This window comes from Dietzia cercidiphylli (genome assembly GCF_039531545.1).
Classification (GTDB): domain Bacteria; phylum Actinomycetota; class Actinomycetes; order Mycobacteriales; family Mycobacteriaceae; genus Dietzia; species Dietzia natronolimnaea.
The window spans coordinates 1-22,803 of record NZ_BAAAQG010000012.1; the positions used below are offsets into that span (position 1 = coordinate 1).

At 68.2% G+C, this 22,803-nt stretch carries 25 protein-coding genes and 3 tRNA genes; 12 read left to right on the forward strand and 16 right to left on the reverse strand.

Annotated features, from left to right (window positions below; translation table 11 throughout):
• Window positions 1–138 precede the first annotated feature (138 nt).
• The 7 genes from ABD250_RS12340 to ABD250_RS12370 form a co-directional block, all read right to left on the reverse strand.
• A complete protein-coding gene (locus ABD250_RS12340; RefSeq protein ID WP_182658105.1) occupies window positions 139–387 on the reverse strand; it encodes a hypothetical protein in 249 nt (82 codons plus the stop codon).
• The gene (locus tag ABD250_RS12345) at window positions 384–2,114 is read right to left on the reverse strand and encodes a DUF3987 domain-containing protein (protein ID WP_182658104.1); all 1,731 of its coding nucleotides are present in this window, start codon (window positions 2,112–2,114) and stop codon (window positions 384–386) included. The genes ABD250_RS12340 and ABD250_RS12345 overlap by 4 nt, the downstream gene beginning before the upstream one ends.
• Window positions 2,115–2,256: 142 nt before the next feature.
• Window positions 2,257–2,466 (reverse strand): hypothetical protein, encoded by a 210-nt coding sequence (locus tag ABD250_RS12350; RefSeq protein ID WP_182658103.1) that lies wholly within the window; start codon window positions 2,464–2,466, stop codon window positions 2,257–2,259.
• 45 nt (window positions 2,467–2,511) lie between these two features.
• A complete protein-coding gene (locus tag ABD250_RS12355) occupies window positions 2,512–2,664 on the reverse strand; it encodes a hypothetical protein (RefSeq protein WP_182658102.1) in 153 nt (50 codons plus the stop codon).
• A gap of 41 nt (window positions 2,665–2,705) precedes the next feature.
• Window positions 2,706–2,900 (reverse strand): hypothetical protein, encoded by a 195-nt coding sequence (locus tag ABD250_RS12360; RefSeq protein ID WP_182658101.1) that lies wholly within the window; start codon window positions 2,898–2,900, stop codon window positions 2,706–2,708.
• Complete coding sequence (locus ABD250_RS12365) at window positions 2,897–3,190, reverse strand: hypothetical protein (protein WP_182658100.1); 294 nt, start codon at window positions 3,188–3,190, stop codon at window positions 2,897–2,899. The genes ABD250_RS12360 and ABD250_RS12365 overlap by 4 nt, the downstream gene beginning before the upstream one ends.
• Window positions 3,187–3,384 carry a helix-turn-helix transcriptional regulator gene (locus ABD250_RS12370; RefSeq protein ID WP_206685728.1) on the reverse strand — a complete coding sequence of 66 codons (198 nt, stop codon included), beginning with the start codon at window positions 3,382–3,384 and terminating at the stop codon, window positions 3,187–3,189. Before ABD250_RS12370 ends, ABD250_RS12365 begins: the two co-directional genes overlap by 4 nt.
• Window positions 3,385–3,541: 157 nt before the next feature.
• Between ABD250_RS12370 and ABD250_RS12375 the strand changes: the two genes are divergently transcribed.
• Window positions 3,542–4,060: a helix-turn-helix domain-containing protein gene (locus tag ABD250_RS12375; RefSeq protein ID WP_344392705.1), complete on the forward strand. Its 519-nt coding sequence runs from the start codon at window positions 3,542–3,544 to the stop codon at window positions 4,058–4,060.
• A gap of 79 nt (window positions 4,061–4,139) precedes the next feature.
• Window positions 4,140–5,264, forward strand: coding sequence for a tyrosine-type recombinase/integrase (locus ABD250_RS12380; RefSeq protein ID WP_182658098.1), 1,125 nt, complete (start codon window positions 4,140–4,142; stop codon window positions 5,262–5,264).
• An 82-nt stretch (window positions 5,265–5,346) separates the two neighbouring features.
• Here the strand turns inward: ABD250_RS12380 and ABD250_RS12385 are convergent.
• Window positions 5,347–5,419: transfer RNA gene (locus tag ABD250_RS12385), tRNA-Arg, on the reverse strand.
• A 48-nt stretch (window positions 5,420–5,467) separates the two neighbouring features.
• Window positions 5,468–5,559: transfer RNA gene (locus ABD250_RS12390), tRNA-Ser, on the reverse strand.
• A 105-nt stretch (window positions 5,560–5,664) separates the two neighbouring features.
• Between ABD250_RS12390 and ABD250_RS12395 the strand changes: the two genes are divergently transcribed.
• The 3 genes from ABD250_RS12395 to ABD250_RS12405 all read left to right on the forward strand — a co-directional run bounded on the left by ABD250_RS12395 (window position 5,665) and on the right by ABD250_RS12405 (window position 9,782).
• Window positions 5,665–6,723 carry a pyridoxal phosphate-dependent aminotransferase gene (locus ABD250_RS12395; RefSeq protein WP_182658097.1) on the forward strand — a complete coding sequence of 353 codons (1,059 nt, stop codon included), beginning with the start codon at window positions 5,665–5,667 and terminating at the stop codon, window positions 6,721–6,723.
• Window positions 6,724–6,852: 129 nt separating this feature from the next.
• Window positions 6,853–8,649, forward strand: coding sequence for a bifunctional metallophosphatase/5'-nucleotidase (locus ABD250_RS12400; RefSeq protein WP_182658096.1), 1,797 nt, complete (start codon window positions 6,853–6,855; stop codon window positions 8,647–8,649).
• Window positions 8,650–8,867: 218 nt separating this feature from the next.
• Window positions 8,868–9,782: an alpha/beta hydrolase family protein gene (locus ABD250_RS12405; RefSeq protein WP_182658095.1), complete on the forward strand. Its 915-nt coding sequence runs from the start codon at window positions 8,868–8,870 to the stop codon at window positions 9,780–9,782.
• Window positions 9,783–9,812: 30 nt separating this feature from the next.
• Here ABD250_RS12405 and ABD250_RS12410 read toward each other — a convergent pair whose 3' ends face one another.
• Window positions 9,813–11,084, reverse strand: coding sequence for a lipase family protein (locus ABD250_RS12410; RefSeq protein ID WP_182658094.1), 1,272 nt, complete (start codon window positions 11,082–11,084; stop codon window positions 9,813–9,815).
• Window positions 11,085–11,179: 95 nt separating this feature from the next.
• On the opposite strand from ABD250_RS12410, the gene ABD250_RS12415 reads away from it, so the two are divergent.
• Entirely contained in the window at window positions 11,180–11,434 is a 255-nt protein-coding gene (locus ABD250_RS12415; protein ID WP_182658093.1) for a hypothetical protein, read from the forward strand.
• A 303-nt stretch (window positions 11,435–11,737) separates the two neighbouring features.
• Here the strand turns inward: ABD250_RS12415 and ABD250_RS12420 are convergent, their stop codons facing one another.
• Window positions 11,738–13,225 carry an ATP-binding protein gene (locus ABD250_RS12420; protein ID WP_182658092.1) on the reverse strand — a complete coding sequence of 496 codons (1,488 nt, stop codon included), beginning with the start codon at window positions 13,223–13,225 and terminating at the stop codon, window positions 11,738–11,740.
• Window positions 13,226–13,463: 238 nt separating this feature from the next.
• A tRNA-Ser gene (locus ABD250_RS12425) sits at window positions 13,464–13,549 on the reverse strand.
• A gap of 138 nt (window positions 13,550–13,687) precedes the next feature.
• Here ABD250_RS12425 and ABD250_RS12430 point away from each other — a divergent pair.
• Both ABD250_RS12430 and ABD250_RS12435 read left to right on the forward strand, forming a co-directional pair.
• The gene (locus ABD250_RS12430; protein ID WP_182658091.1) at window positions 13,688–14,728 is read left to right on the forward strand and encodes an NAD(P)H-quinone oxidoreductase; all 1,041 of its coding nucleotides are present in this window, start codon (window positions 13,688–13,690) and stop codon (window positions 14,726–14,728) included.
• 74 nt (window positions 14,729–14,802) lie between these two features.
• A complete protein-coding gene (locus ABD250_RS12435; RefSeq protein WP_182658106.1) occupies window positions 14,803–15,258 on the forward strand; it encodes an SRPBCC family protein in 456 nt (151 codons plus the stop codon).
• Window positions 15,259–15,327: 69 nt separating this feature from the next.
• Here ABD250_RS12435 and ABD250_RS12440 read toward each other — a convergent pair whose 3' ends face one another.
• The 4 genes from ABD250_RS12440 to ABD250_RS12455 all read right to left on the reverse strand — a co-directional run bounded on the left by ABD250_RS12440 (window position 15,328) and on the right by ABD250_RS12455 (window position 19,414).
• Window positions 15,328–15,879, reverse strand: a complete 552-nt coding sequence (locus ABD250_RS12440; protein ID WP_182658090.1) for a helix-turn-helix transcriptional regulator — start codon at window positions 15,877–15,879, stop codon at window positions 15,328–15,330.
• Between the two features lie 4 nt (window positions 15,880–15,883).
• Entirely contained in the window at window positions 15,884–16,849 is a 966-nt protein-coding gene (locus ABD250_RS12445; RefSeq protein WP_182658089.1) for an NAD(P)H-dependent flavin oxidoreductase, read from the reverse strand.
• A gap of 119 nt (window positions 16,850–16,968) precedes the next feature.
• A complete protein-coding gene (locus ABD250_RS12450) occupies window positions 16,969–18,348 on the reverse strand; it encodes a polysaccharide pyruvyl transferase family protein (RefSeq protein WP_344392556.1) in 1,380 nt (459 codons plus the stop codon).
• A 49-nt stretch (window positions 18,349–18,397) separates the two neighbouring features.
• Window positions 18,398–19,414 carry an NADP-dependent oxidoreductase gene (locus ABD250_RS12455; RefSeq protein WP_182658084.1) on the reverse strand — a complete coding sequence of 339 codons (1,017 nt, stop codon included), beginning with the start codon at window positions 19,412–19,414 and terminating at the stop codon, window positions 18,398–18,400.
• Window positions 19,415–19,480: 66 nt separating this feature from the next.
• Here ABD250_RS12455 and wzm point away from each other — a divergent pair, with 66 nt between their 5' ends.
• The 4 genes from wzm (at window position 19,481) to ABD250_RS12475 (ending at window position 22,801) form a co-directional block, all read left to right on the forward strand.
• Entirely contained in the window at window positions 19,481–20,368 is an 888-nt protein-coding gene (wzm, locus tag ABD250_RS12460; protein ID WP_182658085.1) for a galactan export ABC transporter permease subunit Wzm/RfbD, read from the forward strand.
• 12 nt (window positions 20,369–20,380) lie between these two features.
• Entirely contained in the window at window positions 20,381–21,199 is an 819-nt protein-coding gene (wzt, locus tag ABD250_RS12465; protein WP_182658086.1) for a galactan export ABC transporter ATP-binding subunit Wzt/RfbE, read from the forward strand.
• Between the two features lie 109 nt (window positions 21,200–21,308).
• Window positions 21,309–22,205, forward strand: a complete 897-nt coding sequence (gene glfT1 / locus ABD250_RS12470; RefSeq protein ID WP_241730517.1) for a galactofuranosyltransferase GlfT1 — start codon at window positions 21,309–21,311, stop codon at window positions 22,203–22,205.
• A complete protein-coding gene (locus tag ABD250_RS12475; RefSeq protein ID WP_182658087.1) occupies window positions 22,202–22,801 on the forward strand; it encodes a maleylpyruvate isomerase family mycothiol-dependent enzyme in 600 nt (199 codons plus the stop codon). Before glfT1 ends, ABD250_RS12475 begins: the two co-directional genes overlap by 4 nt.
• Window positions 22,802–22,803: the final 2 nt, after the last annotated feature.

The window sequence follows — 22,803 nt, forward strand, 5'->3', positions numbered from 1 at the left end:
CTGCTCCCTCTATCTCGGGGGAACTCTCCGCTCATCTCCGCGTGTCCACCAGAACGGGAACGGTCCAGGCCTGGGCCTTGCAGGTTGGGCAAGCGAACGGCAACGTGTCGGCGATGAACTTCTCTTCGTACGGGGTGGTCATGCTGCGGCTCCCGCCTGGATCGGGTCGGTGCCCTGGTACCCCTTCACGTCCTCGGCTGGTCGAAGTTCCCCATGCGGCAACATGACGGCGGCGACGACGCGGGTGCTGCCCTGGTCGTTGGTCTGGATCAGGACTGCGGGGCACGGCTCGGAGTAGTACCGGTTCGCGCTTGTCTGGAAGGTGTTGACGTAGTCGGTGATCGGGGTGACTGCGGTGGTTGTCCATGCGGACGAGTTGGTGCTCATGCGGCGCGCTCCTGGTTGCTGATCTTGATGGCTGCGTTCTCGGTGATGCACTCCACGCATCGGCCTGTTGTGCCGATGATCGTGCGGTGGGTTGGGCACCGAGGCACGTCGTCATAGGGGGTCGTAGGCGGTTCAGCTAATTCAGCAGAATCAGCAGAATTCGGGTTTTGCTTAATTCGCTTAATTTGCTGAGGGGGGTCGGCGTCGAACACGCTGTGGTGAACGCGGTACTTCTTTGCCGGTGGCCTGCCTGGTCCGGGCTTGCGTTCCGGCTCAATCTCGAAGAGGTATCCGAGGTCGACAAGTAGTTCCACGACAGGCTGAGCGACTTCTCTGGTCGGTAGCCACGTGGGTGCCGCGCCGATCAGGTCTCGCAAGGAGAACCAGTCGAGTTCCTTGCGGCGGATGAGACTGACTACGCGGCGTGCGAGTGCGTGGGTTGCCGCGCCATCGGAGAGTCCGTCGAAGACTCGGGTGGCGTGTGCGGTGAAGTACTTGGCGAGGATGATCCCGGCGTCCATCGCGTTACCGGAGATGGTGGTGGAGTTACTGTCGGTGGCTGCATGAAGCAGGCCGGCCATGCGAACCGCTGCGCCGACCACCTTGGAGGCCCACGCCTGCATGTGAGCCAGCGACCCACCCGGCCCTAGCTCTCGTTCGACCTCTTCGGCGTACACCAGCCGCGCCTTATCGGCTTCTGGGGACAGGGTGAGGGTTGTGGTCACCCCGGACTTGCGGGCGTCATAGGCGAGCGAATAGAGGGTGTTCCGGTACCCCTGAGCGATGTGCTCCGATACTGGCTCGGGATCGACGCTGCGGCGGCCAACCATTGACGGGGGCCACGAGTACATGAAGCGAGCCATGAGGCCGGAACCCACGAAGGCACGGTTGTTCAACGCCTCGGCGAGGATGGGCGGCTGGATCATAATTCCCACCGTCAGCGCCGGGTCTTCAACGAACTCGGATTGCCGGCCCTTGCGGTCAACGCGGATCGGGTCGCCAGCGTGCGCCATGAGGACGTTCGTGATGTCAGTGTTGGGTGAGTATCGGCCCGACAGTTCGGTGAACAGTCCACCTTCGGACGACAGGATGGCGAACCGTCCACCTTGCTCGGCCATGAGTGAGTCGAGTGCTTCGACGGTCACGTCGTCGCCGATGATGCGGGGCGGTGCCAGAATCTTCATGGCTTCGGCTTGGCCGGCTGCGGAGATGGCTGCCGACATGAGTTCGTCACGCTTCACCGGGTCGGATGCGTTTCCAGCGTCTCGCTTAGCCTTCTCGGCGTAGCGTTCGGCGATGTCTCGCTGCGTGGCCTGTTCAAGAAGTCCAGGCGCTAGTTCCTGGTAGAGGTCTCGCTCTACCTCACGCACGGGCGCGGTAGCTGCCTTCATCACCGAGGACTTGCGCTCGCCTGAGCCTGCGATCACGGCGATGAACAGGTGTACAGGTTCGCTGTATCCGGGGCGAACCTGGACCTGGTAGAAGCCTCCAGCGGCAGCGGATAGGGCTGCAAGGGCTGCGCCACCGGCTAGTCCTGGCGCGGTTTGTGTGGACTCTGCGAGGGCGTGAACGAACGCGCCTATCGGCTTCGGGAGGGCGTAGAAGGGGAAGTCTGGGGTGTCGACCTCACGCGCCAACGGAGTCGGCACCCCTTCAGCGAATTCAGCGAATTCAGCGCTATTGGGGTCGGTGCGGTCTTCGAGCATCAGGTACGGCTCGGGGGTCACAGCGGGTTCTCCTACCTAACCCGGACTGGTACGATCCAGGTATTCGTTTGGTTTAAACGGTCCCTCGATGCGTGTCGGCGCGAGGGGCCGTTTTTCTTGTCCATGGCAGGCGGACGCGGTAGGCGTCCTCATAGATGTCTTGCTAGGCGGCTGGTCGGATGTCGCCGATCAGCGCGTCGAGTTCATCGAGGTCGATCAGCGTGAGGCGGCGGTCGCGGGCCGGTTTGTAGCGGGTGAGACTGCCGTCGGCGAGGCGGTCAAATATCCATTTGCGTGAAGCTTTGGCGCGTGCCGCCGCTTCTACCGGGGTGCCGAACTTGCGAGGCTCGGGAGGAGGCGCGGTCGTTGTCATGGGCTTATGGTCGCAACACGCGCGGGGTCTGAGTCGCACGCAAATTCACGGCTCTGCCAAGGCTTCGGCGATGGCGTCGAGAAGCCGCTCCCGGTCGGCCTCTGTGAGGTGCGACCGAATAACTGCCACGTCGTCTTGGAGGCGCAGGAACTCCGCCTCCACAAGCCGCCGCGCTACGCCGATAGGCAGGCCGTGCAAGCGGTGGACCTCCAGAGCGATGCCCCCTGTCGAGTGCCAACTCACGACGATCCGCCCCACAACTGGTCCTGAAGGCGCTCCCGCTCCAGTCGGCGCTCCGCATAGATCGACGCGGCCGTCAACAGTTCCTCGGCCAGGATGTCCCCTGCCACGTAGGCGTGCGCCTGGTCGTGGACCAGCATCGCGGCACTTGACTCGCGACGGCACACCCTGTCGATGTCCTCACGGGCACTCATGCCGCACCGTCGACAATCGCGCTGTACTGGTCCTGGATCGCCACGAACTTGTCCATCGTGGACTGGTCTGGCACAGGCCCTGCGAACTCAAACCCGTCCATCAACTGCCACAACTCGTGCGCCCTGGAACGCTCATCCTCCGTCAGCGACAGCAAGTGATCGCGCTCACGAAGATGCAGTTGTAGTCGATCCAGCAGGCGGTCGGCCCGGTGAGGCTCGTCCACGATCTGCGATTTCCAGAATGTGATGTCGTCGGCCAGGGCTGCCAGTCTCTTGTCCACGATGCTCATGCCGCACCCCCTGCGGTCTGGACTGTCTGAGCATCAAGCCACGTTGCAACGTCCTCGGCCCGGTACCGGATGAGACGCCCGACCTTCACATAGTTCGGGCCGATGTCCTTGTGCCGCCATTCCGCGAGTCGCTGGACGCTGACGTCTAGGTGCTCCGCCACCACCGGGGGCGCGAGCAGTCGGTTGGGATTCATGCTGTCCACCTTCCAATCTAGATTGACCTTGCTTGTCCATCCTATGCACAGTACCGTTGTCCTGGCTAGCGGCTAGCCAAAATCCACGTACGTTTGCCATGTGGCAGACAAAGCGAATGGCTGGGCCGAACAACTCATCGCGAGGATCGGAACCGGAGTGAAGAAGCGCAGAACAGAACTGGGACTAAGCGCCCAAGCAGTTGCAGACCGCACTGCCGAGGCCGGCCACCCAATCGGTCGGGGTGCCATCGCCAGAATGGAAACCGGCAGTCGCGGAACAGTCGACGTCGCCGAACTCGTAGTTCTCGCCAACGTCCTGGAGGTGTCCCCCGCCGCACTCCTCTGGCACGACGCACCAGACACCCAGGTCGAACTCTTCCCCGATGTGCACGAGTCCGCAGGTACCGCGTTCCGGTGGACAGTTGGCGAGCTGCCACCCAACACGGAAGAATCCGCCCGCCAATACTCCAGACTCCAAGTGCTGCGGCGTCTACTTAATGCCCGCTACGTGCTGACCAAGTTCTCCAAGCAACGGCACCCCAGGCACGGGAAGAACGCGGTCGAACCCTCGCCGGAGGACGTGGCCGCTGCATACGATGCGATCCACAAGGCGGAAGCGGAGGCCGCGGCCGCCGGCTGGACAGTCCACGGATACAAGGCGGGCACCGATGGCTAGGCGTCGACTCCGCGTAGGAGAACTCGGAGAAGTCCGGGTCAGGCAACTTGGCCCGCGTTCCTACCGCGCATACGTCAATGTGCGCTGCCGCGACGACCAACTACGGCAAGTCCAGGCGGACGGCGAGTCCGTCGAGAAGGCACGCGCTGCTGTTCGTATCGCTGCCAAGCGTCGCGCCGGCGTCATCGAGGACGGCATCGGCCCACAGACGAAACTGTCGAAGGTGATCGACCTTTGGATCGACGGGAAGCTGGAAGCCGGTGAGATCGCCGTACAGACGGCAGAAACATACCGTGCTGACGCCCGCGCCATGTCCGGCGACAAGGGCGGCATCGCGGACATGCGGCTGGAGGATTGCACCGCTGAGATTGTGCAGACGTGGTTGAAGGATGTGTCGACGTCCCGTCCCGGTTTGGCTAAGAGGTTCAAGGTCATCGTGCGTGGGGCGTTCGCTCTCGCCGATGAACGGGGGGCGAACCTGGATCGGCCCGACCCTGTAGGCCAGGTGCGGTTGACTCGCTCCAAGCGGACAGCACCACGCGCCGCCACCCTCGATGACCTCCAGGCGATACGGCGTCGGATCGCGGCATGGCAGGCGAGCGAGGACCGCACGTCGCGGGGTGGCCGGCCACGCTGGCAACACACGGGGCACGCGCTGGACATCATGCTGGCGACCGGATGCCGCATCGGCGAACTGCTGGCGCTCACATGGGATGACGTCGACCTCACGTCCACTCCCCCCACGGTCACAGTGTCAGGGACCATCATCCGGCTGGAGGGCACGAAGGCCGAAGGCGGCGGCTTGGTTCGTCAACCGACCCCTAAGACTGCGAGCGGCTACCGGACGGTGGCGCTGCCACGGTTTGCCGTCGACGCCCTCATGGCGCTGAAGGTGAACGCGCCGCGCTCCGATCAGAACCTTGTGTTCGTCAACGCCGTGGGCGGACCAATCGACCCGCACAACTGGCGGCGGAGGTGGCGTGAGATTCGGGGCGACGAGTACGCCTGGATTACTCCCCACACGTTCCGGCGGACGGTGGCGACGCTCGTGGACCGGGAGGTCGACGTTGAGTCTGCGGCGGCGGTGCTCGGCCACTCCGGTACTGCGGTGACGAAGAAGCACTACGTCGAGCGGGCGTCGGTCGCGCCGGATATGTCGCTGGTCTTGGATCAGCTCGGCCCCCGCGACGTTAGTACGGGATAAGTGCTGGATCGGTGAACCCATAACCGACCAACAAAAACCCCCGCCGGCCTCATTAGTGCAGGTCAGCGGGGGTTTTCTCTTGTGCGCCCGAAGGGACTCGAACCCCTAACCTCTTGATCCGTAGTCAAGTGCTCTATCCATTGAGCTACGGGCGCATTATTCATCTGTCGTGCCAGTTCAACCGGTCACCCGGTGCTCCGGCATGGCGGAGGCGAGAGGATTTGAACCTCCGGTCCCCTTTAAGGAGGACAACTCATTAGCAGTGAGTCCCATTCGGCCGCTCTGGCACGCCTCCTGGAGGCTCTGCTGAGCCAACGAGGGATAACAGTACACACCGGTCGGCGCGGTGCGCAAAACGGCCGGACAGCCCGCCGTCATCCGGTGGTCCTACTCTGTACGCATGTCCCCCGACGTGCGCACCGACCTCGACGCCATCCCCTCCTACGTTCCCGGCGCCACCGTCCCGGGAGCGGTCAAACTGGCCTCGAACGAGACCACCGCGGGACCGCTGCCGAGCGTGGCGGCGGCCATCGCGGACGCCGCGGCCGGGGTGAACCGCTACCCGGACATCACCGCCGGCGCGCTGGTGTCACGGTTGTCGGAGTTCCTCGGGATCCCGTCGCGGAACATCACCGCGGGCTGCGGCTCGGTGGCGCTGTGCCAGCAGCTCGTCCAGGCGGTGTGCGCACCCGGGGACGAGGTCCTCTACGGCTGGAGATCGTTCGAGGCGTACCCCATCATCGCGCGGATCGCGCACGCCGTCCCGGTCCCGGTCCCGAACCGGGCCGACGGCACCCTGGACCTCGACGCGATCGCCGACGCCGTGACCGGCCGGACCCGGCTGATCTTCGTCTGCACCCCCAACAACCCCACCGGACCGGCGGTCTCCCACGCCGAGCTCACCGCGTTCCTCGACCGGGTTCCGGAGCGGGTCACGGTGGCGCTGGACGAGGCGTACTACGAGTACGTCCGATCCGAGGACCCGGTCGACGGGGTGGCCGAGTCCATGGCCAGGCCCAACGTCGTGGCACTGCGTACGTTCTCCAAGGCGTACGGCCTGGCGGGGCTGCGCGTGGGCTACCTGACCGGGCCGGCGGACCTGATCACATCGGTGGGGAAGATGGTCGTCCCGTTCTCGGTGAGCTCGCTCGCCCAGGCCGCCGGGATCGCCTGCCTCGACGCGGGCGACGAGCTCCGCGCCCGCACGGATGCGGTGGTGGCCGAACGCACGAGGGTCCGGGACGCGCTGATCGATCTCGGCCATGCCGTGCCGGAGAGCCAGGCCAACTTCGTGTGGCTGCCGCTCGGTGACGCCGCGGCCGAATTCGACTCGCACTGCCGCGGCCACCTCGTCGTCACCAGGTGCTTCGCCGGCCACGGGGTGCGGGTGACGATCGGCGACCCGGTCGAGAACGACCGCCTCCTGGACGCCGCACGCGCTTTTGTGACCGGAACGTGACTGTTCCGGCGGGCTCCCGTGACCTCACACCGGCACAGTGGGCAAGGTTCGCGTGCGCAGAGCGGTGCTCCCGCTGGTGATCACGCGTGTCAGCGACGGATCGACACCGAAGGACATCGAAGGAGCCGGATGAGACAGCAGAGTTCATGGGACGACATGAACTCCTCGCTGGTCGGCACCCGCGTATGGTCCGGCTCACCATCCCCGGCGGACCACCACGGACCGGGCTCCCCCTCGCTCCGCCGGACCGCGATCGTCACGCTGGCGATCGTGGCCATCGGCGCCCTGGTCCTCACCCTCGCCGCCACCCCGCTCGCCGGTGCCCGCACCGGCGAGTCCGGCCGACCCTGGACGCCCTCGGAGGAGACGCAGTCGGTGCGCATCCTCGGCATCGGCGAGTTCTCCGGTGCGTTGACCCGGCCGGTGGGGTTCCAGGGCCAGCTCCGGGACGGCTCGGGAAACGTTCGGCCGGCGGGCGGTGGGGCCCACCTGGCCGCCACGGTGGGCAAGCTGCGCGACCAGGCCGGTGACGCGATGCTGCTGGCCACCGGTGACTCGATCGGTGGGACCGCTCCGGAGGCGGCGCTGCTGGGCGACCGGCCGACGATCGAGTTCTTCAACCGTCTCGGCGTGGACGGCGCCGGAGTCGGGCGGCGCGAGCTCGAGAAGGGGGCCGACCACGTCCGCTCCCTGGTCCGTCCGGGGTGCCGCACCGAGCAGGACTGCCGGGTGGACCCGCCCCTGCCACCGTTCCGCGGCGCGGCCTTCCCGTTCCTGGCCTCCAACGTCGTCCCCTCCCCCGACGCGGCTCCCACCTTCCCGTTCGCGATCCACCGCATCGGCGACGTCCGCGTGGGGGTCGTGGCCGTCACCCTCCCCTCCGACAGCGCCCCGGAGACGACGACCCGGCTCGCCGACCCGGTCAAGACGGTCAACGAGACCGTGGAGGCGCTGCAGTTCCTCGGCGTGGAGGCGATCGTGGGCCTGGTGCAGTCCACCACCGTGCACGGCAACCTCGACCCCGGCGCCTGCCCCGACGAACTCACCGAGCTGGACCTGGTCAAGCGCCTGGACCCCGCCGTCGACGCGCTGATCGTCGGCGCCTCGGGCGGTCCCGCGACCTGCCGGGTGCGGGACGCGGAGAACGACGAGCGGGTGGTGGTGGCGCCTGCGTCCCACGGTCGGTCGGTCACCGTGGTCGACCTCGCCGTCGACCCCGCCACCGGCGACGTGATCCGCCCGCAGACCTCGGCGTTCAACCAGACGGTGAACCTCGACATCGAACCCGACCCCGGCACCGAGGAGCTCGTGCGCCAGGCCGGTGCCGCCGCCGCACCGGCGGCCCGCACCCCCCTGGGCTCCGCCACCGAGACGATCACCCGGCGGATGGACGCCAACGGGGAGTCCCCCCTGGCGGACGTCATCGCCGACTGCCAGCTCCACGCCACGCGGGGCCGTGGCGCACAGCTCGCGCTGTCCAACCCGGACTCGCTGCGCACGGACCTGCCGCAGGGCCCCCTGGACTACGCGACCCTGCACACCGTGCAGCCCTACGGCGACCGCCTCTACCTGGTGACCGTGACCGGCGAGGAGCTCCAGGCGGCGTTCGACCACTTCGCCGACGACATCGGCGACAACGGCCCGGCGGTCTCGTCCAACGTGAGCTACACCGTGGATGCCCGTCGACCGGTCGGTGCCAGGGTCACCGAACTCCGCGTCGACGACGAACCGGTCGATCCGGCCCGCGAGTACACCGTCGTGGTCAACGAGTTCCTCGCCTCACCGGAGTTCAACGGTTCGCCCCTCGCCGAGCGCGGGGATCGCCGTGAGGCCGGCCTCACGGACATCGACGCCCTGCTCCGGTACGTGGAGGACGAGGGCCCGCTGAGCGCACCTGAACCCGGACGGGTCCGGGTCGTCCGGTAGCGACCACCTCTCACACCGGGGGTCTCTTAGTATTTTCGCGGCGCGCATTCTAAGATCGATTTCACTACTCGATCCGGGCCCCCCACCGGACCGACGCGATCGGCCGAAGCGTGCAGCACAAGCCGGTCCACCCTCGACCTGAACTCTTCCTGAGAAACTGGGTGCCCATGCCACAGCGACGACGTTGGTCACCGCCGATGAGAGCCGCGCGGATCAGCATGGGTCTGACCACGGTCCTGGCGGTGGGGTCCGCATGTGTCTCCACCGGCGCGGCGCCGGTCGTGGTGACCGACCCTGGTGCCCCGGCGAGGCTCGACGAGGTGACCGTCCAGCGGTTCGAGTACCCCACGCACGACGCCCCGGATCCGGACCAGAACTGGGCTGACCTCTACCTCCCGGCCGGGGAACAGCGGGTCGACTCGATCCCCCTGGCGGTCCTCATCCACGGCGGGGCGTGGCAGGACCAGATCGGGGCCGACTCCTTCGATCCGCTCGCCCGCAAGCTCGCCAGCCGCGGCATGGCCGTCTACAACATCGAATACCGACGTGTGGGGTCGGGCGGCGGATGGCCGACCACCTTCCACGACGTCGCGAACGCACTGGACCATGTGGTCGAGGTGGACAAGAGGTTCCCGCAGATCACCACCGACGACGAACTGGTGGTGGGACACAGCGCGGGAGCCCAGCTCGCCGTGTGGGGCGGCACCCGACACCTGCTGGACGACGACGAGGTCGGCGCGAAGCCGGCGTTCCGCCCGACGCGGGTGGTCTCGATCGCCGGACCCCTGGACATGGCCTACGCGGCCACCCACGGCGACGACAGGATCGTCACGGCGATGGGTGGCACCCCGGCGGAGGTTCCGGGGCGGTACGCGAAGGTGGACCCCATCCAGAACATCGACCCCGCCACCCCGGTGGTCGCGATGCACGGGGCCCGCGACGTGACCGTGGCGCCCGAGAACTCGCAGCGCTACGTGGATGCGGTCGCCCGGGCCGGCGGGAAGTCCAAGATGATCCTGTTCAACGAGGAGGACCATGTCTCCCTCGTCTCCGGGGACTCCCGCGCCTACCCCCGGGTGCTCGAGATCATCCGCCACGTGTCGGCGGCGAACCTGCACGAGACGACCGCCTGACCGCGATCCCGCGGGCGGCGGGCCCGGCGGTCAGGCCCCCTGACAGTTGGAGGTGGGGGCGACGCCGGCGAACCGGTCTGTGAGGAACTGGGCTGTCTGCGCCTGGAAGGGCACGAAGGCCTCGGAGTGGCCGAGGCGGTCGTACTGCGCGTAGGTGACGGCGACCCCGCGGGTGCAGTACTCGTGCGCGAGGCCTGCGACGTCCGCGGTCACCATGACCGAGTCGCCGATCCCGTCGACGTTGCCCACGGCGAGCAGCATCGGAACCCGGGGCGTGCCCGTCGTGCCCATCACGTTGTCCCCGATCGCGCTCACCACCGCCGGGATGTCCAGAAGGGACGTGTACGGGGCACGGACCATCTGGGCATCGGTGAGTCCGGGGTAGTCGGCGGCGAAGGCGTTGATGCACTGCGAGCTGACCGTGTCGACGAGCTGTCGGCCGTAGTCCGACAGGAAACTGGCCGTATCCAGTCCGTACGCGCGCTGATAGGACACGACCAGCGCGGGGATGACCCCGGCCCACGAGGTGCTCCCGCTCACGTACGGGAGGTTGTGGGCCACGTTCACCGGGAGCCCTCCGGCGGCCGCGCCGACGATATTGAGTTCGGGCGCGTAGGTCGGCGCCATCTCGGCGCCCCACTGGGTGGGGACGGACCCGCCGGAGTATCCGGCCAGTCCGACCGGGGTCGAGGCGGGTAGTCCGAGGTGGTCGATGGTCGCGCGGACCCCGTCCAGGGCGGCGTAGGCGGACTGGCGCCCGATCGTCCACTCCAGGTCGGGACCCTCGTAGTCGGGGACGACGACGGTGTAACCGGCCGCGAGGTACCCGGCGATCACCCCCTGTTCCGCGATCCCCGCCTGGCTGGGCGTTCCGTTCCCGGTCAGGGTGTAGGAGGGGTCGCATTCGGAGCCCAGGGCGTCGTAGGCCATGTGGTAGGAGATCAGCCTGGCGGGCCCCGGGACCAGCGGTCTGAGGATCGTCGCGACGGTGGCGCTCGGGCCGCCCGCCTGGTCGGTCGTCCGGTAGAGCACCTGGGTGCTGGTGAGCGGGGTGGCGCGTTCGAGCGAACCGTAGGACATCGATCTGCTCTCGATCACCGTCCCCGGCGCGAGATCGGCGATCGGCCCGTCGGGAGTGTAGAACGGGTCGGCGAACGGGAGCGGCACGGGCGGCGGGGCGGCGGACTGAGCCGCCGCGGATCCCACCCCGGCGACGAGACCCGCGCAGAACAACAGCAGGAGGGCGAGGGCGCACGCGGCACCCCGACGCGTCTGACGGATGGCGGTCCTGGTCCCGGTCATGGCGCACTCCCGGCGTCTCGTCGCGCTCGACGGATGGTGCGGTGGGGACCGGGTCGCCGGTCGACAGCGGTGGACGGACCCGCACGCTCACTACGATGCTGTCGCAGATCATCCCAGCAGCACACGCGGTTTGTAAACAGGTCGTTATGCGCCCGGTCCGCATCGTCGCGATCACCGGCGTGACCCCGACGCGTGTCCGCACTCAGCAGTCGAGCTCGTTGAGCAGATCGACCGCCGCGCGCGTAGTCGCCGATCCACCGGTCGTGGATACGCTTGATCGGCAGCGGCGCGAGCGACAGGTGTCGCTCGCGACCGGTCCTGCTTCCCGTCACCAGGTCAGGGCCCGCTAGAGCACACGGGCACCGGTTCACCAGCAGTGTCGCGGCGAACTTCACCGCCAGAGGCCTATGACCCTGGATCGAGTTCTGGTGTCTGGGCGGGTGACCGCAGGTCGCGCCGGCAGTATGCCGCGAGCGCGCTACCCCCGGTTGGCCGTCATCACCACCTCGGCCGGGTTGGGGACGACTCCGACGTCGGGAACCAACTTGGCCTGGCGCGTACCGGGTACCGCGCGCGGTTGCGCGCCAGCAGTTACATCTGAAAAGGATCAGCGCTGGTCAGCACGCTGAAGGGCCCGGGCGGGCAGCTACCCACTAAAGGGATGACGCCCGCTTCGCCCAAAACGGCACGTACTGCATGTGCCGCCTGCCAGCGTCGGGGTCATGGGGAGCGATGACCCCGGCATCTAGCGCATCACGGATGTACGAAGACGCAGTTGAGGACTCCCTGTCCCCAAGGCCGAAGCGCTCACGAACTGACGAGTTGACCGCTCGTTCACCGCTCACGTATCTCAGGCAGGCGTGAAGGTAGACGGCGCGCACCCGTTCCTCGCGGTCCATCGACCGTGGGTCCTTATGGGCGTAGAGAACGACTGTCGTGTGGTTCTCATCGACCCGGATCAAAGGCGCTGGCAACTGATGAAACTCAATCTCGGCTGCGATCCGATCCCAGCCACTGCCTCGTTCCTCACAAATATGGCACCGTCGCATCATCGATGCGAGCTTCTCATTTCTCGACCTCGGCGCGGCATCGACGAAACGAGCGGGGTCAATAAGGGGCGTTCCAGGATTCGTTATTTCCAGACGATCATCGTAAAGTTCAATCATCGGGCCGGCACCGCCGATAGAGAAGTCCTGATGAACCAACGCATTGGCAACGAGCTCACGTATCACAGTAGGAGGAAACATGCTCACTTCGGTGCGCAACGCTTTTCCAATTACTTCGTTCGCTGGCAATAGGCTATCAATATACGAAACCAGACCTTCGAAACCGCACGCGTACCCCCGTGCCCCCAGTTGTTCGCGTTCGGCAGTCAGTTTATTCTTGCCGCGGTACTTCACAACCCGAGCCGCCTTACGCTCAAGAGTCGGGTAATCAGTCAGCGCATTCGAGAAAAGCAGAGCTCCGAGGTTGGTGACGGCATACCGCCCCGTGGGTTCTTGATCGAGGATCTTACTACCCACCAGAGCTTCTAGCACTACAGAAAGCTCGGATGGAGCCGGAAGTTTCTGGAGTTCGAAGTAGACACTGAAATCGATCGCCTTAAGCGCTTCGGCTTCTGCCAAGCCCCCAGTCACCACTCTGTACTCGAACGGTACCTGGTCGAGATTGCGGTACAACTGACGCGCCTCCGCTGGGTGGTCACTTAGCTTCTTCTTGTGGCTACCTATCCGGATGTACGACGTGCCGCTGAATTGCACCGGAGAATGGCTAGCCGCGGCGATCTCAAGGATGACAAATCGCATCCCCTGAACTTGACCTACCTTGTACGTGAGTCCAGGGTCAGGCTCCAATAAACCAGTCACCCAGGGCTCGAAACTCTGGTTTCCCTTCTTCAGGATGGTGTGGTCGAATTTCGTGCCTACCAGTTTGTGTGTGCGGTCCTCAACACCCCAAACAAGATACGCACGAGCTTCACCGTGGAGAGCAGCAGAATTGGCCAGCGCGGAAATGTACTGGCCAATCTCATGGGGGTCGGACAAACCCACTTTGAACTCGAGCCACTCACATTCCTGCGGCTGCGCTCGGAGTCGCTCGAGCAACTCGCCGAACGCGTCTCCTCCCAGGGGGACCGATGACATATTCACTCCGCAACCCTATCCAAGCGCGGAAGGCGGTGCGCCCGAAGCTCGATTGGCTCCATTTCGGACAGCAGGGATCGTAGGAAGCGCCTGTCAAGGACGGTCTACATCCAGTCAACCGGGCAGCCGAAGCCCAGCCTGGTTGCGCGAGGCCCGAGAAGGGAGTGGCCAAGATCAGCCACGAACGCCAGCCTTGACCCCGAAACCCTGCTTGAGCAGCACGTCCTGTGACCAACGGCGGAAGTGGAGGGATTTGAACCCCCGGTGCTGTTGAGGCACGCTCGCTTTCAAGGCGAGTGCATTCGGCCGCTCTGCCACACTTCCTCGTCGTCCGCCACGACACGCTCGGGCGCGTGGTTCCACGTGGAACACGCGTGGACGACGGTGCTCATCGTAGTGGACCCCTCCCGCTCACACCCAGCCCGGCTGCCGGCCGGAGCCATCGCGGCTACGGTCGAGGGCATGAAGGCCATCGACTACGACAACGGTCCGGATTCCCTGCGACTGACCGAGGTCGACGATCCGATCCCCGGTCCCGGCGAGGTGCTCGTCGACGTGGCGGCCACCGCCGTCAATCGCGCCGACCTGCTGCAGTCCAAGGGGCACTACCCTCCCCCGCCCGGCGCGTCGGACATCCTCGGCCTCGAGTGCTCGGGACGGATCTCGGCCGTGGGCGAGGGCGTCGAGGGCCTGGCGGTCGGCGACGAGGTGTGCGCCCTCCTGGCCGGCGGCGGGTACGCCGAGAAGGTCGCCGTGCCCGCCGGGCAGGTCATGCCCGTTCCGGTCGGGGTGTCGTTGCACGAGGCCGCGACCCTGCCCGAGGTGGCCTGCACGGTGTGGTCCAACCTCGTCATGACGGGCGGACTCGGCCGCGGCGTCCTCACGGCGCACGCCCGCTGGGGCGACACCGAACTCGGGGCCCCGCGAGTGCTGATCCACGGTGGGGCGGGCGGCATCGGCTCCCACGCCATCCAGGTCTGCCGCGCGCTCGGCGCCCGCGTGGCCACCACCGCCGGAGGTCCGGAGAAGGTGCAGAAGTGTCGCGATCTCGGTGCCGACCTGGTGATCGACTATCGCGAGGAGGAGTTCCCCGACCGGGTCAGGGAGTGGACCGACGACGACGAGAGAGGCCGTGGCATCGACCTGATCCTCGACGTGATGGGCGCGAAGTACCTCGAGCCCAACATCGCCTCACTCGCCCCGGACGGCCGACTGATCGTGATCGGCATGCAGGGCGGGATGAAGGGCGAGCTGAACCTGGGAGCCCTGCTCCCGCGCCGCGCCGGCGTGCTGGCCACCAACCTCCGGGCCCGCCCGGTGGACGGTCCCGGCGGCAAGACCGGCATCTGCCGGGAGGTGGTGGACCACGTCTGGCCGATGATCGCGGCGGGAGACGTGACCACCCGCGTCTCGCGTGAGATCCCGCTGGAGCGGGCAGCGGAGGCGCTGGGCCTGCTCGACTCGGGCGAGAGCCACGGCAAGATGCTGCTGTCCGTCGAGTGACCGAGGAGGAACTGGCGATGTCCACCACCGATGGCGCCGACGACCCCGGTGCCGAACACGGTCCAGCCACCGTCATGACCGCGAGCCGCACGATCCCGGCGTCTCCGTCGGAGATCTTCGCGCTGCTGGCCGACCCGACCCGCCACAAGGACACCGAACCCGGGGACTGGGTACGCGATGCGGTCACGACGGAGGCCATCAGCGGGGTCGGGGACGTCTTCGCGATCACCATGTACAGGGAGGCAGGGGGCGGTGACTACGTCATACACAACGTGGTCACGGCTTTCGACCCGGACCGCACGATCGAATGGGAACCGGGCCAGCCCGACGCGACCGGGCAGATCTCCACCGGCGGCTGGCGCTGGAGATATGACCTCGCCCCCGCGGGTGCTTCCACCGAGGTCACCCTTCGGTACGACTGGTCGGCGACGTCCCGGGAGCAGGCCGACGAGATCGGTGGGATGCCGCCGTTCGGGCGCGATTTCCTCGAGGCGTCCCTGGCCTCGCTCGAGGCGGCATTGGCGACCTGAGCTGGCGCGATGCGCTCGTGCGATGAGCTCGTGCGATGAGCCGGCGCGATGAGCGGGTACGACGGACGGTCAGCCCGCCGGGAGGCGGTCCAGCATCTCGAGCACCTCGTCGCACCAACTCACCCAGGCCTGTTCCACCTGGATGCCCAGCGTGAGCACCCGGTGCTGGAGGAGGTCGCGGGCGTCCCCCGGGTCGGGCCGGGCGAAGTCCCGGTCCTCGATCTCGCGGTACCGGCGGAGGTTGGCGGCCCGCTGGTCGCGGTGGTGCGTCAGCGCCTCCCGGACCTCGTGGACCGCCCCCGTCGCGGCCGCGGCACGCACCCGCACCGCCATTGTGGATCGCATCGGATCGGGCTCGTCGGGCTCGCGGATCCACTCGGTGAGCAGCCTCCGGCCGTCTTGGGTGACCTCGAAACGGCGCGGGTTACCCCGCGAGGGGGCGCCTGCGAGCGGGAGCTCCCGGATCAGTCCGGACTCCCCCAGTCGATCCAGCTCCCGGTAGATCTGCTGGTGGGTCGCCGGCCAGAAGTACCCGATGGACTTGTCGAACCTCCGTGCCAGCTCGATCCCGCTGCCCTCCCGCTCGGTGAGGGAGGTGAGGATCGCGAACTTCAACGACACGGATTCAGCGCGCTGCCAGCGCGGACGCCGCGTGCTCGTACTCCGCCCGGAGCCGCTCGACCAGGTCGCGGACGGAGCCCGTCGAGGTGACCGCGCCGACGCCCTGGCCCGCGCCCCAGATGTCGCGCCACGCCTTGGAGTCCGCGCCCCCGCCGGAGCCGAAATCCATCGCGGTGGGATCCGAGACGGGCAGGTCGTCCGGGTTCAGCCCGGCCGCCTCGATGCTGCCCCGGAGGTAGTTCCCGTGGATCCCGGTGAACAGGTTGCTGTAGACGATGTCGGAGGCGGAGCTCTCGACGATCATCTGCTTGTACTCCGCGGCCGCGCGGGACTCCTCGGTCGCGAGGAACGCCGACCCCACGTAGGCCAGGTCGGCGCCGGCGGCCTGCGCGGCGAGGATCGACCGGCCGTGCGCGATCGCCCCGGACAGCAGAAGCGGGCCGTCGAACCACTCGCGGATCTCCTGGATCAGGGCGAACGGCGACTGCGTCCCGGCGTGTCCACCGGCGCCGGCGGCCACCGCCACGAGCCCGTCGGCGCCCTTCTCGATGGCCTTGCGGGCGAACCTGTCGTTGATCACGTCGTGCAGCACGATGCCGCCGTAGGAGTGAACGGCCTCGTTGACCTCGGTACGGGCCCCGAGGGAGGTGATGACGATCGGAACCTCGTGCTCGACGACGGTCGCCAGATCCTGCTCGAGCCTGTCATTGGACCGGTGGACGATCTGGTTGACGGCGAACGGGGCCACGTACTGGTCCGGGTTCGCCGCGGCGTAGGCCGCGTTGCTCTCGGTGACCTGGTCCAGCCACTCCCCCAGGACCGCCTGCGGTCGCGCGTTGAGCGCCGGGAACGACCCGATCACCCCGGCCTGGCACTGCGCGGCCACCAGCTCGGGGCCGGAGTAGATGAACATCGGCGAGGCGACCACCGGCACGGTGAGCGGGCCGGCGAGGACGGAGGGAAGGGCCATGAGCTGTCCTTTCGGGACCGGGATGAGGTCGGCTTTCCCCGACCGTACGGCCGCCCACGGTTTTGTGCAACTAGTTGCACAAAGATCCGGTCGCACGACGACGGAGCGTCCTGATCACCTCATCGCGCACCGACCGGGTAGATCTCCTCCGCCAGCCGCTCCGCCCCCGACACGAGTGCGGCGACCGTCGAGGGAGCGAAGCCGCCCGCGTCGGGCATCGCGGGGATCCCCGTCGACACGCCCGCGTCGAGCTCACCGGCCCCCGCGGTCTCCGCCCTCAGCCCCGCCTCGGCTCTCACCGACCCCCACGGGGACCCGGCGGCCCGCAGCGACCCGTGCTTGACGTCGTAGAAGGCCGACCCCGTCCGCAGGGCCACACCCGAGGCGCCGCGTGCCGCCGCGAAGAGATGTGGGTGGAAGCGGCTGGTCAGCCAGACCTGCCCGGGTCGGGCGGGAAGTCCCGTGGACCACAGTTCCTGGAACGGCACGAAGCGCGCGCGGGGCAGGTGCAGGCCCGCCAGGGCGCGACCCACCTCGTCGTCGTCACCACCGGCGCCGGACGCGGCCTCCGCGCGGTCACACACCATGTCCCACACCACCCGGTCCCCACCGGGGATCGACTCGACCACGGTGATCCTCTCGCCCGGCACCGCCCACTCGGCGAGCACCCGACCGACGGTGTCGGCGAGCACCTCCGGCTCGACCAGGTCGGACTGGGCACAGAGCACCAGATCACGGCAGGTGTCCGGATCGGAGGAGTAGACGGGGTGGTCACCGACCTCCACTCCCCCCGCGCCGGACAGCGCCAGCCACCCGTCGTCGGCCACGTGGCGGACGGGCACCCCCGTGCCCTCGAGGAGGTCGAAGGAGGCGGCGTCGCGGACGGTGACCAGGCGGTAGTCGCGCAACGCCCCCGCGAGCCGCTCAGGGTCGCGGCACGGCACGAACCCCTGACCCGTGGCCACCACGCGCGCCCCGGCCAGCCGGCCCGCCTCTCCCGCCGCCGCGACCACGCCGAGGTGGTGCGGCCACAGATCGTTGACGTACCCGCCACCGATCAGGTGCACGACCGACGCGCCGCGCAGCAGGTCGATGCCCGACGCGAGAGCGGGCCGCACCCCGAGGTCGTCCACCGCGCGGCGGCAGAACCCGACGGCCTCACCTGCGCTGGTGTGCTCTGCCGCCAGACGCCACAGCGTGTCGGTGAACAGGACGTCCGGGTGCTCACCGTGGTGGAGGACCGCCGCCTGCCCCGGGGTGTTGCAGTCCACCACCACGGGGGTACCCGGGAGCCGGTGACGGAGGTGACGCAGCCACCCCGCCAGCAGTTGCTCGTCGCCGTGGTTGGGATGGCCGGCCGGGGCGACGAGGTAGACGGGCCGGTGGACCCCGCGGGGTCGACCCCAGCGCGCGTCCGCCGCGGCCCTCGTGGCGTCCAGCCGACGGCGGGCCCGTCGACGCAGGCGGGAGGCGGGCGCGGCTCGAGGAGTCGACGTCATGCGTCCACCCTGCCCCACGGCGGGGCCGCGCCCGGACTGACCCTCCGGATCAGATCTTGACCAGCATCTTCCCGACGTTGGCCCCGCGCATGAGATCGAGGAACGCGTCGACCGAGTTGTCGATGCCCTCCACCACCGTCTCGTCGAAGACGATCTCGCCCGAGGCCACCCACGGCCCGACCTTCTCCGCGAACTCCTTGAACAGGTGCATGTACTTGTTGACGGTGAAGCCCTGGAGGGTGAGCCCGCGGGTGATGGCGTGCCACAGGTTGTCCGGGCCGGGCGACCGCTCGGTGGCGTTGTACGAGCTGATCGCCCCGCACAGCGCCAGGCGACCGTCGTCGTTCATCAGGTCCAGCGCGGCCTCGAGGTGGTCCCCGCCGACGTTGTCGAAGTAGACGTCGATCCCCTCGCCGTCGGCGCTGCCGAAGTGCTCGCGCAGGAGCGTGCGGACCGGGCCGTCCTTGTAATTGAGGGCCGCGTCGAAACCGTAGCTGCTGGTGGCCTTATCGACTTTCTCCGCACTCCCGGCCGAGCCCACGACCTTCGAGGCGCCCATGAGCCGGGCGATCTGCCCGACGGCCGAACCCACGGAACCGGCCGCGCCGGAGACGAAGACGGACTCGCCCTTCCGGAAGCGCCCGATGTGCAGGAGCCCCACGTAGGCCGTGAGGCCCGTGGTCCCGAGGATCCCCAGGTACGCCGAGACGGGAACGCCCTCGATCTCCTGCACCACCCGGAACTGCCGGCCGTCGCCCTGGGCGACGTCCCGCCAGCCGAGGTCGTGCATCACGACCGCCCCGACCGGGTGGGCGTCCGAGCGGGACTCCACGACACGCCCGACGGCGCCGCCGGTCATGGTCTCGTTCAGCTCGAACGGCGGGATGTAGGAGCGGCCCTCGTTCATCCGGCCGCGCATGTAGGGGTCCACGGAGAGGAACTCGTTGGTCACGCGCACCTCGCCCTCGGAGAGGTCGGGGAGGTCGACGACGACGGTGCGGAAGTCGTCATGGGTCGGCCAGCCGCGGGGACGGCTGACGAGCTGGATCTGGGTACTGGTCGTCATCACTCATGTGTACGCGCCCTGTCTGCGGGGCTGCCACCGGCCACACCTCTAGTAGGCTTCGCCTTCGTGCAGGACCAGCCCACTCCCGACCCCGCTTCGGCGACGCTCCCCGACGAGCGCGTCCGCAGTGAGATCGTCAGCGACTCCCACACCTTCCGCCGGGCCGTGGCCGACCTCCGCCAGGGGCTGGGCCAGCGTGAGCTGTGGCTCTCGCTGGGCTGGCAGGACATCAAGCAGCGCTACCGCCGCTCCACACTGGGGCCGCTGTGGATCACCATCGCCACCGGCGTCATGGCCACGGCGCTGGGGCTGTTGTACTCGATCCTCTTCCAGATCCCGTTGGCGGAGTTCCTCCCGCACGTCACCGTGGGCCTGATCCTCTGGGGCTTCATCTCCGGCTGTATCAAGGAGGGCTCGGAGGTCTTCATCTCCAACGAGGGCCTGATCAAGCAGTTGCCCAGCGCGCTCAGCGTCCACGTCTACCGGCTGGTGTGGCGGCAGTTCCTGTTCCTGTGCCACAACCTGGTGATCTGGGTCGTGCTGATGCTCATCTACCCGCGACCGCTGGGCTGGGACCTGCTGCTGGCCGTCCTCGGCCTGGTGGTGCTCATGGTCAACGGCGTCTGGGTGGCGATGCTGTTCGGCATCCTGGCCACCCGCTTCCGCGACATCGCGCCCCTGCTGGACTCCATGGTTCAGCTGCTGTTCTACATGACCCCCATCGTGTGGACCACGCAGACGCTGTACGAGCAGGGCGGGGACATCGCGGACCGGGCGCGCATCGCCGAGCTCAACCCGCTCTACCACTACCTGGAGATCGTGCGCGCCCCCATGATCGGCCAGCCCGTCGCCGCGTACCACTGGTGGATCGTCCTGGCCTGCACGGCCGTGGGGCTCATCCTCGCCTTTGTCGCACTGCGCCGGTTCCGCTCCCGAGTCCCGTACTGGGTGTAGGAGGTATATCCCATGAGCCCCGCCACACCCACCCCCGGCGGCGTGTCCATCGACTGCGTGGACGCGTGCGTGGACTTCCCGATCTTCGACGCCAAGTCGCGCTCCCTCAAGAAGGCGGTCCTCGGCTCCGCCGGAGGCGCGATCGGACGGAACTCGTCCAACGTCGTCGTCGTCGAGGCCCTCAGGGACATCACCCTCTCCCTCCGGGAGGGGGACCGCATCGGACTGGTCGGGCACAACGGTGCCGGCAAGTCCACACTGCTGCGGCTGCTGTCCGGCATCTACGAGCCCACCCGCGGCGCCGCCCGGATCAGGGGGCGCGTGGCGCCGGTCTTCGACCTCGGTGTGGGCATGGACCCGGAGATCACCGGGTACGAGAACATCATCATCCGCGGCCTGTTCCTGGGACAGACGCGCAAGCAGATGAAGGCCAAGGTCGAGGAGATCGCCGACTTCACCGAGCTCGGCGACTACCTGGACATGCCGCTGCGCACCTACTCGACCGGGATGCGCGTCCGGCTGGCGATGGGCGTGGTGACCTCGATCGACCCCGAGATCCTCCTGCTCGACGAGGGCATCGGCGCGGTGGACGCCGAGTTCATGAAGAAGGCGCGGATCAAGCTGGCCGACCTGGTCTCCCGATCCGGGATGCTGGTGTTCGCCTCCCACTCCAACGAATTCCTCGCGCAGCTGTGCGACTCGGCGATGTGGATCGACCACGGTCGCATCCGGCAGCGCGGCAGCATCGAGGAGATCGTCACCGCCTACGAGGGCCCCGAGGCCGGGCGGTCGATCGCCGCGTACATGGAGAGGATGACGCGTGAGTGCTGAGGGGTCCGGCGCGGCCGGCGGGGCCGCGGAGTCCGGCGCGGACTCCCGGCGGGTCGTGGCCGTGGTCGTCACCCACCGACGGCTCGACCAACTCCGCGCCTCGCTGGAGATGGTGTGCGGGCAGACCCGGCCGATCGACCACCTGGTGGTGGTGGACAACGCCGACGAGCAGGCCGTGCGCGAGCTCGTCGAGTCACAGCCCGTGGAGGCCACCTACGTGGGCTCCAGGCACAACCTCGGCGGCGCCGGCGGATTCGCGTTGGGGATGCTGCACGCGCTGGCCACCGGCGCCGACCTCGTGTGGTGCGCTGACGACGACGGCAGGCCCGAGGGGCCCGAGGTCCTGGCCACGCTGATGGCCTGCATGGACCGCCACGGGCTGGCGGAGGTCTCGCCGGTGGTGTGCGACCTCGCCGAGCCCGACCGCCTCGCCTTCCCGCTGCGCCGCGGCGTGGTGTGGCGACGCTGGCGCAGCGAGTTGTTCGCCGACGGCGAGGGCGGCGACCGCGGTGCCGGTGACCCTGGTGCCGGCGTCCCTGGTGCCGCCGGCCCCTCCCGGACCGACACCGACCTGCTGCCCGGCATCGCCTCCCTGTTCAACGGGGCGCTGTTCACCGCGGACTGCCTGGACCGTGTGGGCGTCCCGGACCTGCGGCTGTTCATCCGCGGTGACGAGGTGGAGATGCACCGGCGCCTGGTGCGCTCCCGACTGCCCTTCGGCACGTGTCTGACGACCGCGTACCTGCACCCGCAGGGGTCGGACGAGTTCAAACCGATCCTCGGCGGCCGCATGCACACCCAGTTCCCCGACGACCCGGTCAAGCGGCACTTCACCTACCGCAACCGCGGCTACGTGCTCACCCAGCCCGGCAACCGGCGCCTCATCCCGCAGGAGATCCTGCGCTTCGGCTGGTACTTCCTGGTCACCAGACGAGACCCGGCCGGCCTGCGCGAGTGGCTGCGTCTGCAGCGGTTGGGCGCGGGCGAGCGGTTCGACAAGCCATGACCGACTGGATCGCCCTGCAGTCCCGGGCCGCCGACCTGTACGACCGGGTCCTGCCGATGGTCACCGACTGGGACGCCGCCACCCCGTGCAGCGAGTGGACCGCCCGTGAGGTGCTGGCCCACGTCGTGGACGAGCAGATGTGGGTCCCGGGACTGTTGGCCGGAGGGACGGTCGACGAGGTGGCCGGGGACCTCGAGGAACCGCTCCGTCGGCTCACCGGGGCCAGCGGCCCCGACCTCGTGGCCTTCTGGCACACCCTGCGCGCGCCGGTGGCCGCCGCGTGGCGGGGAACCCCCACCGACGACGAGGTCCACCTCTCCTACGGTCGGGCGCCGATGGTGCACTATCTCGCGCAGCAGACCTTCGATCTGGCCGTCCACGCCTGGGACCTGTCGGTCTCCCAGGGGGTCGACCTGCCGTGGGGCGACGAACTCGAACGCGCCGTCCTCGACTTCGTCCGGACCGATCTCGCCGACGACCCGGCCCCGGAGTTGTTCTCCGCGCCGCTACCGGGCTTCGACAGCGGAGGGGTCCCGCCCCGGCACGCCGCTCTCGCGCGTACCGGTCGGGACCCCTCCGCCTGGCCGGCGGCCTAGAG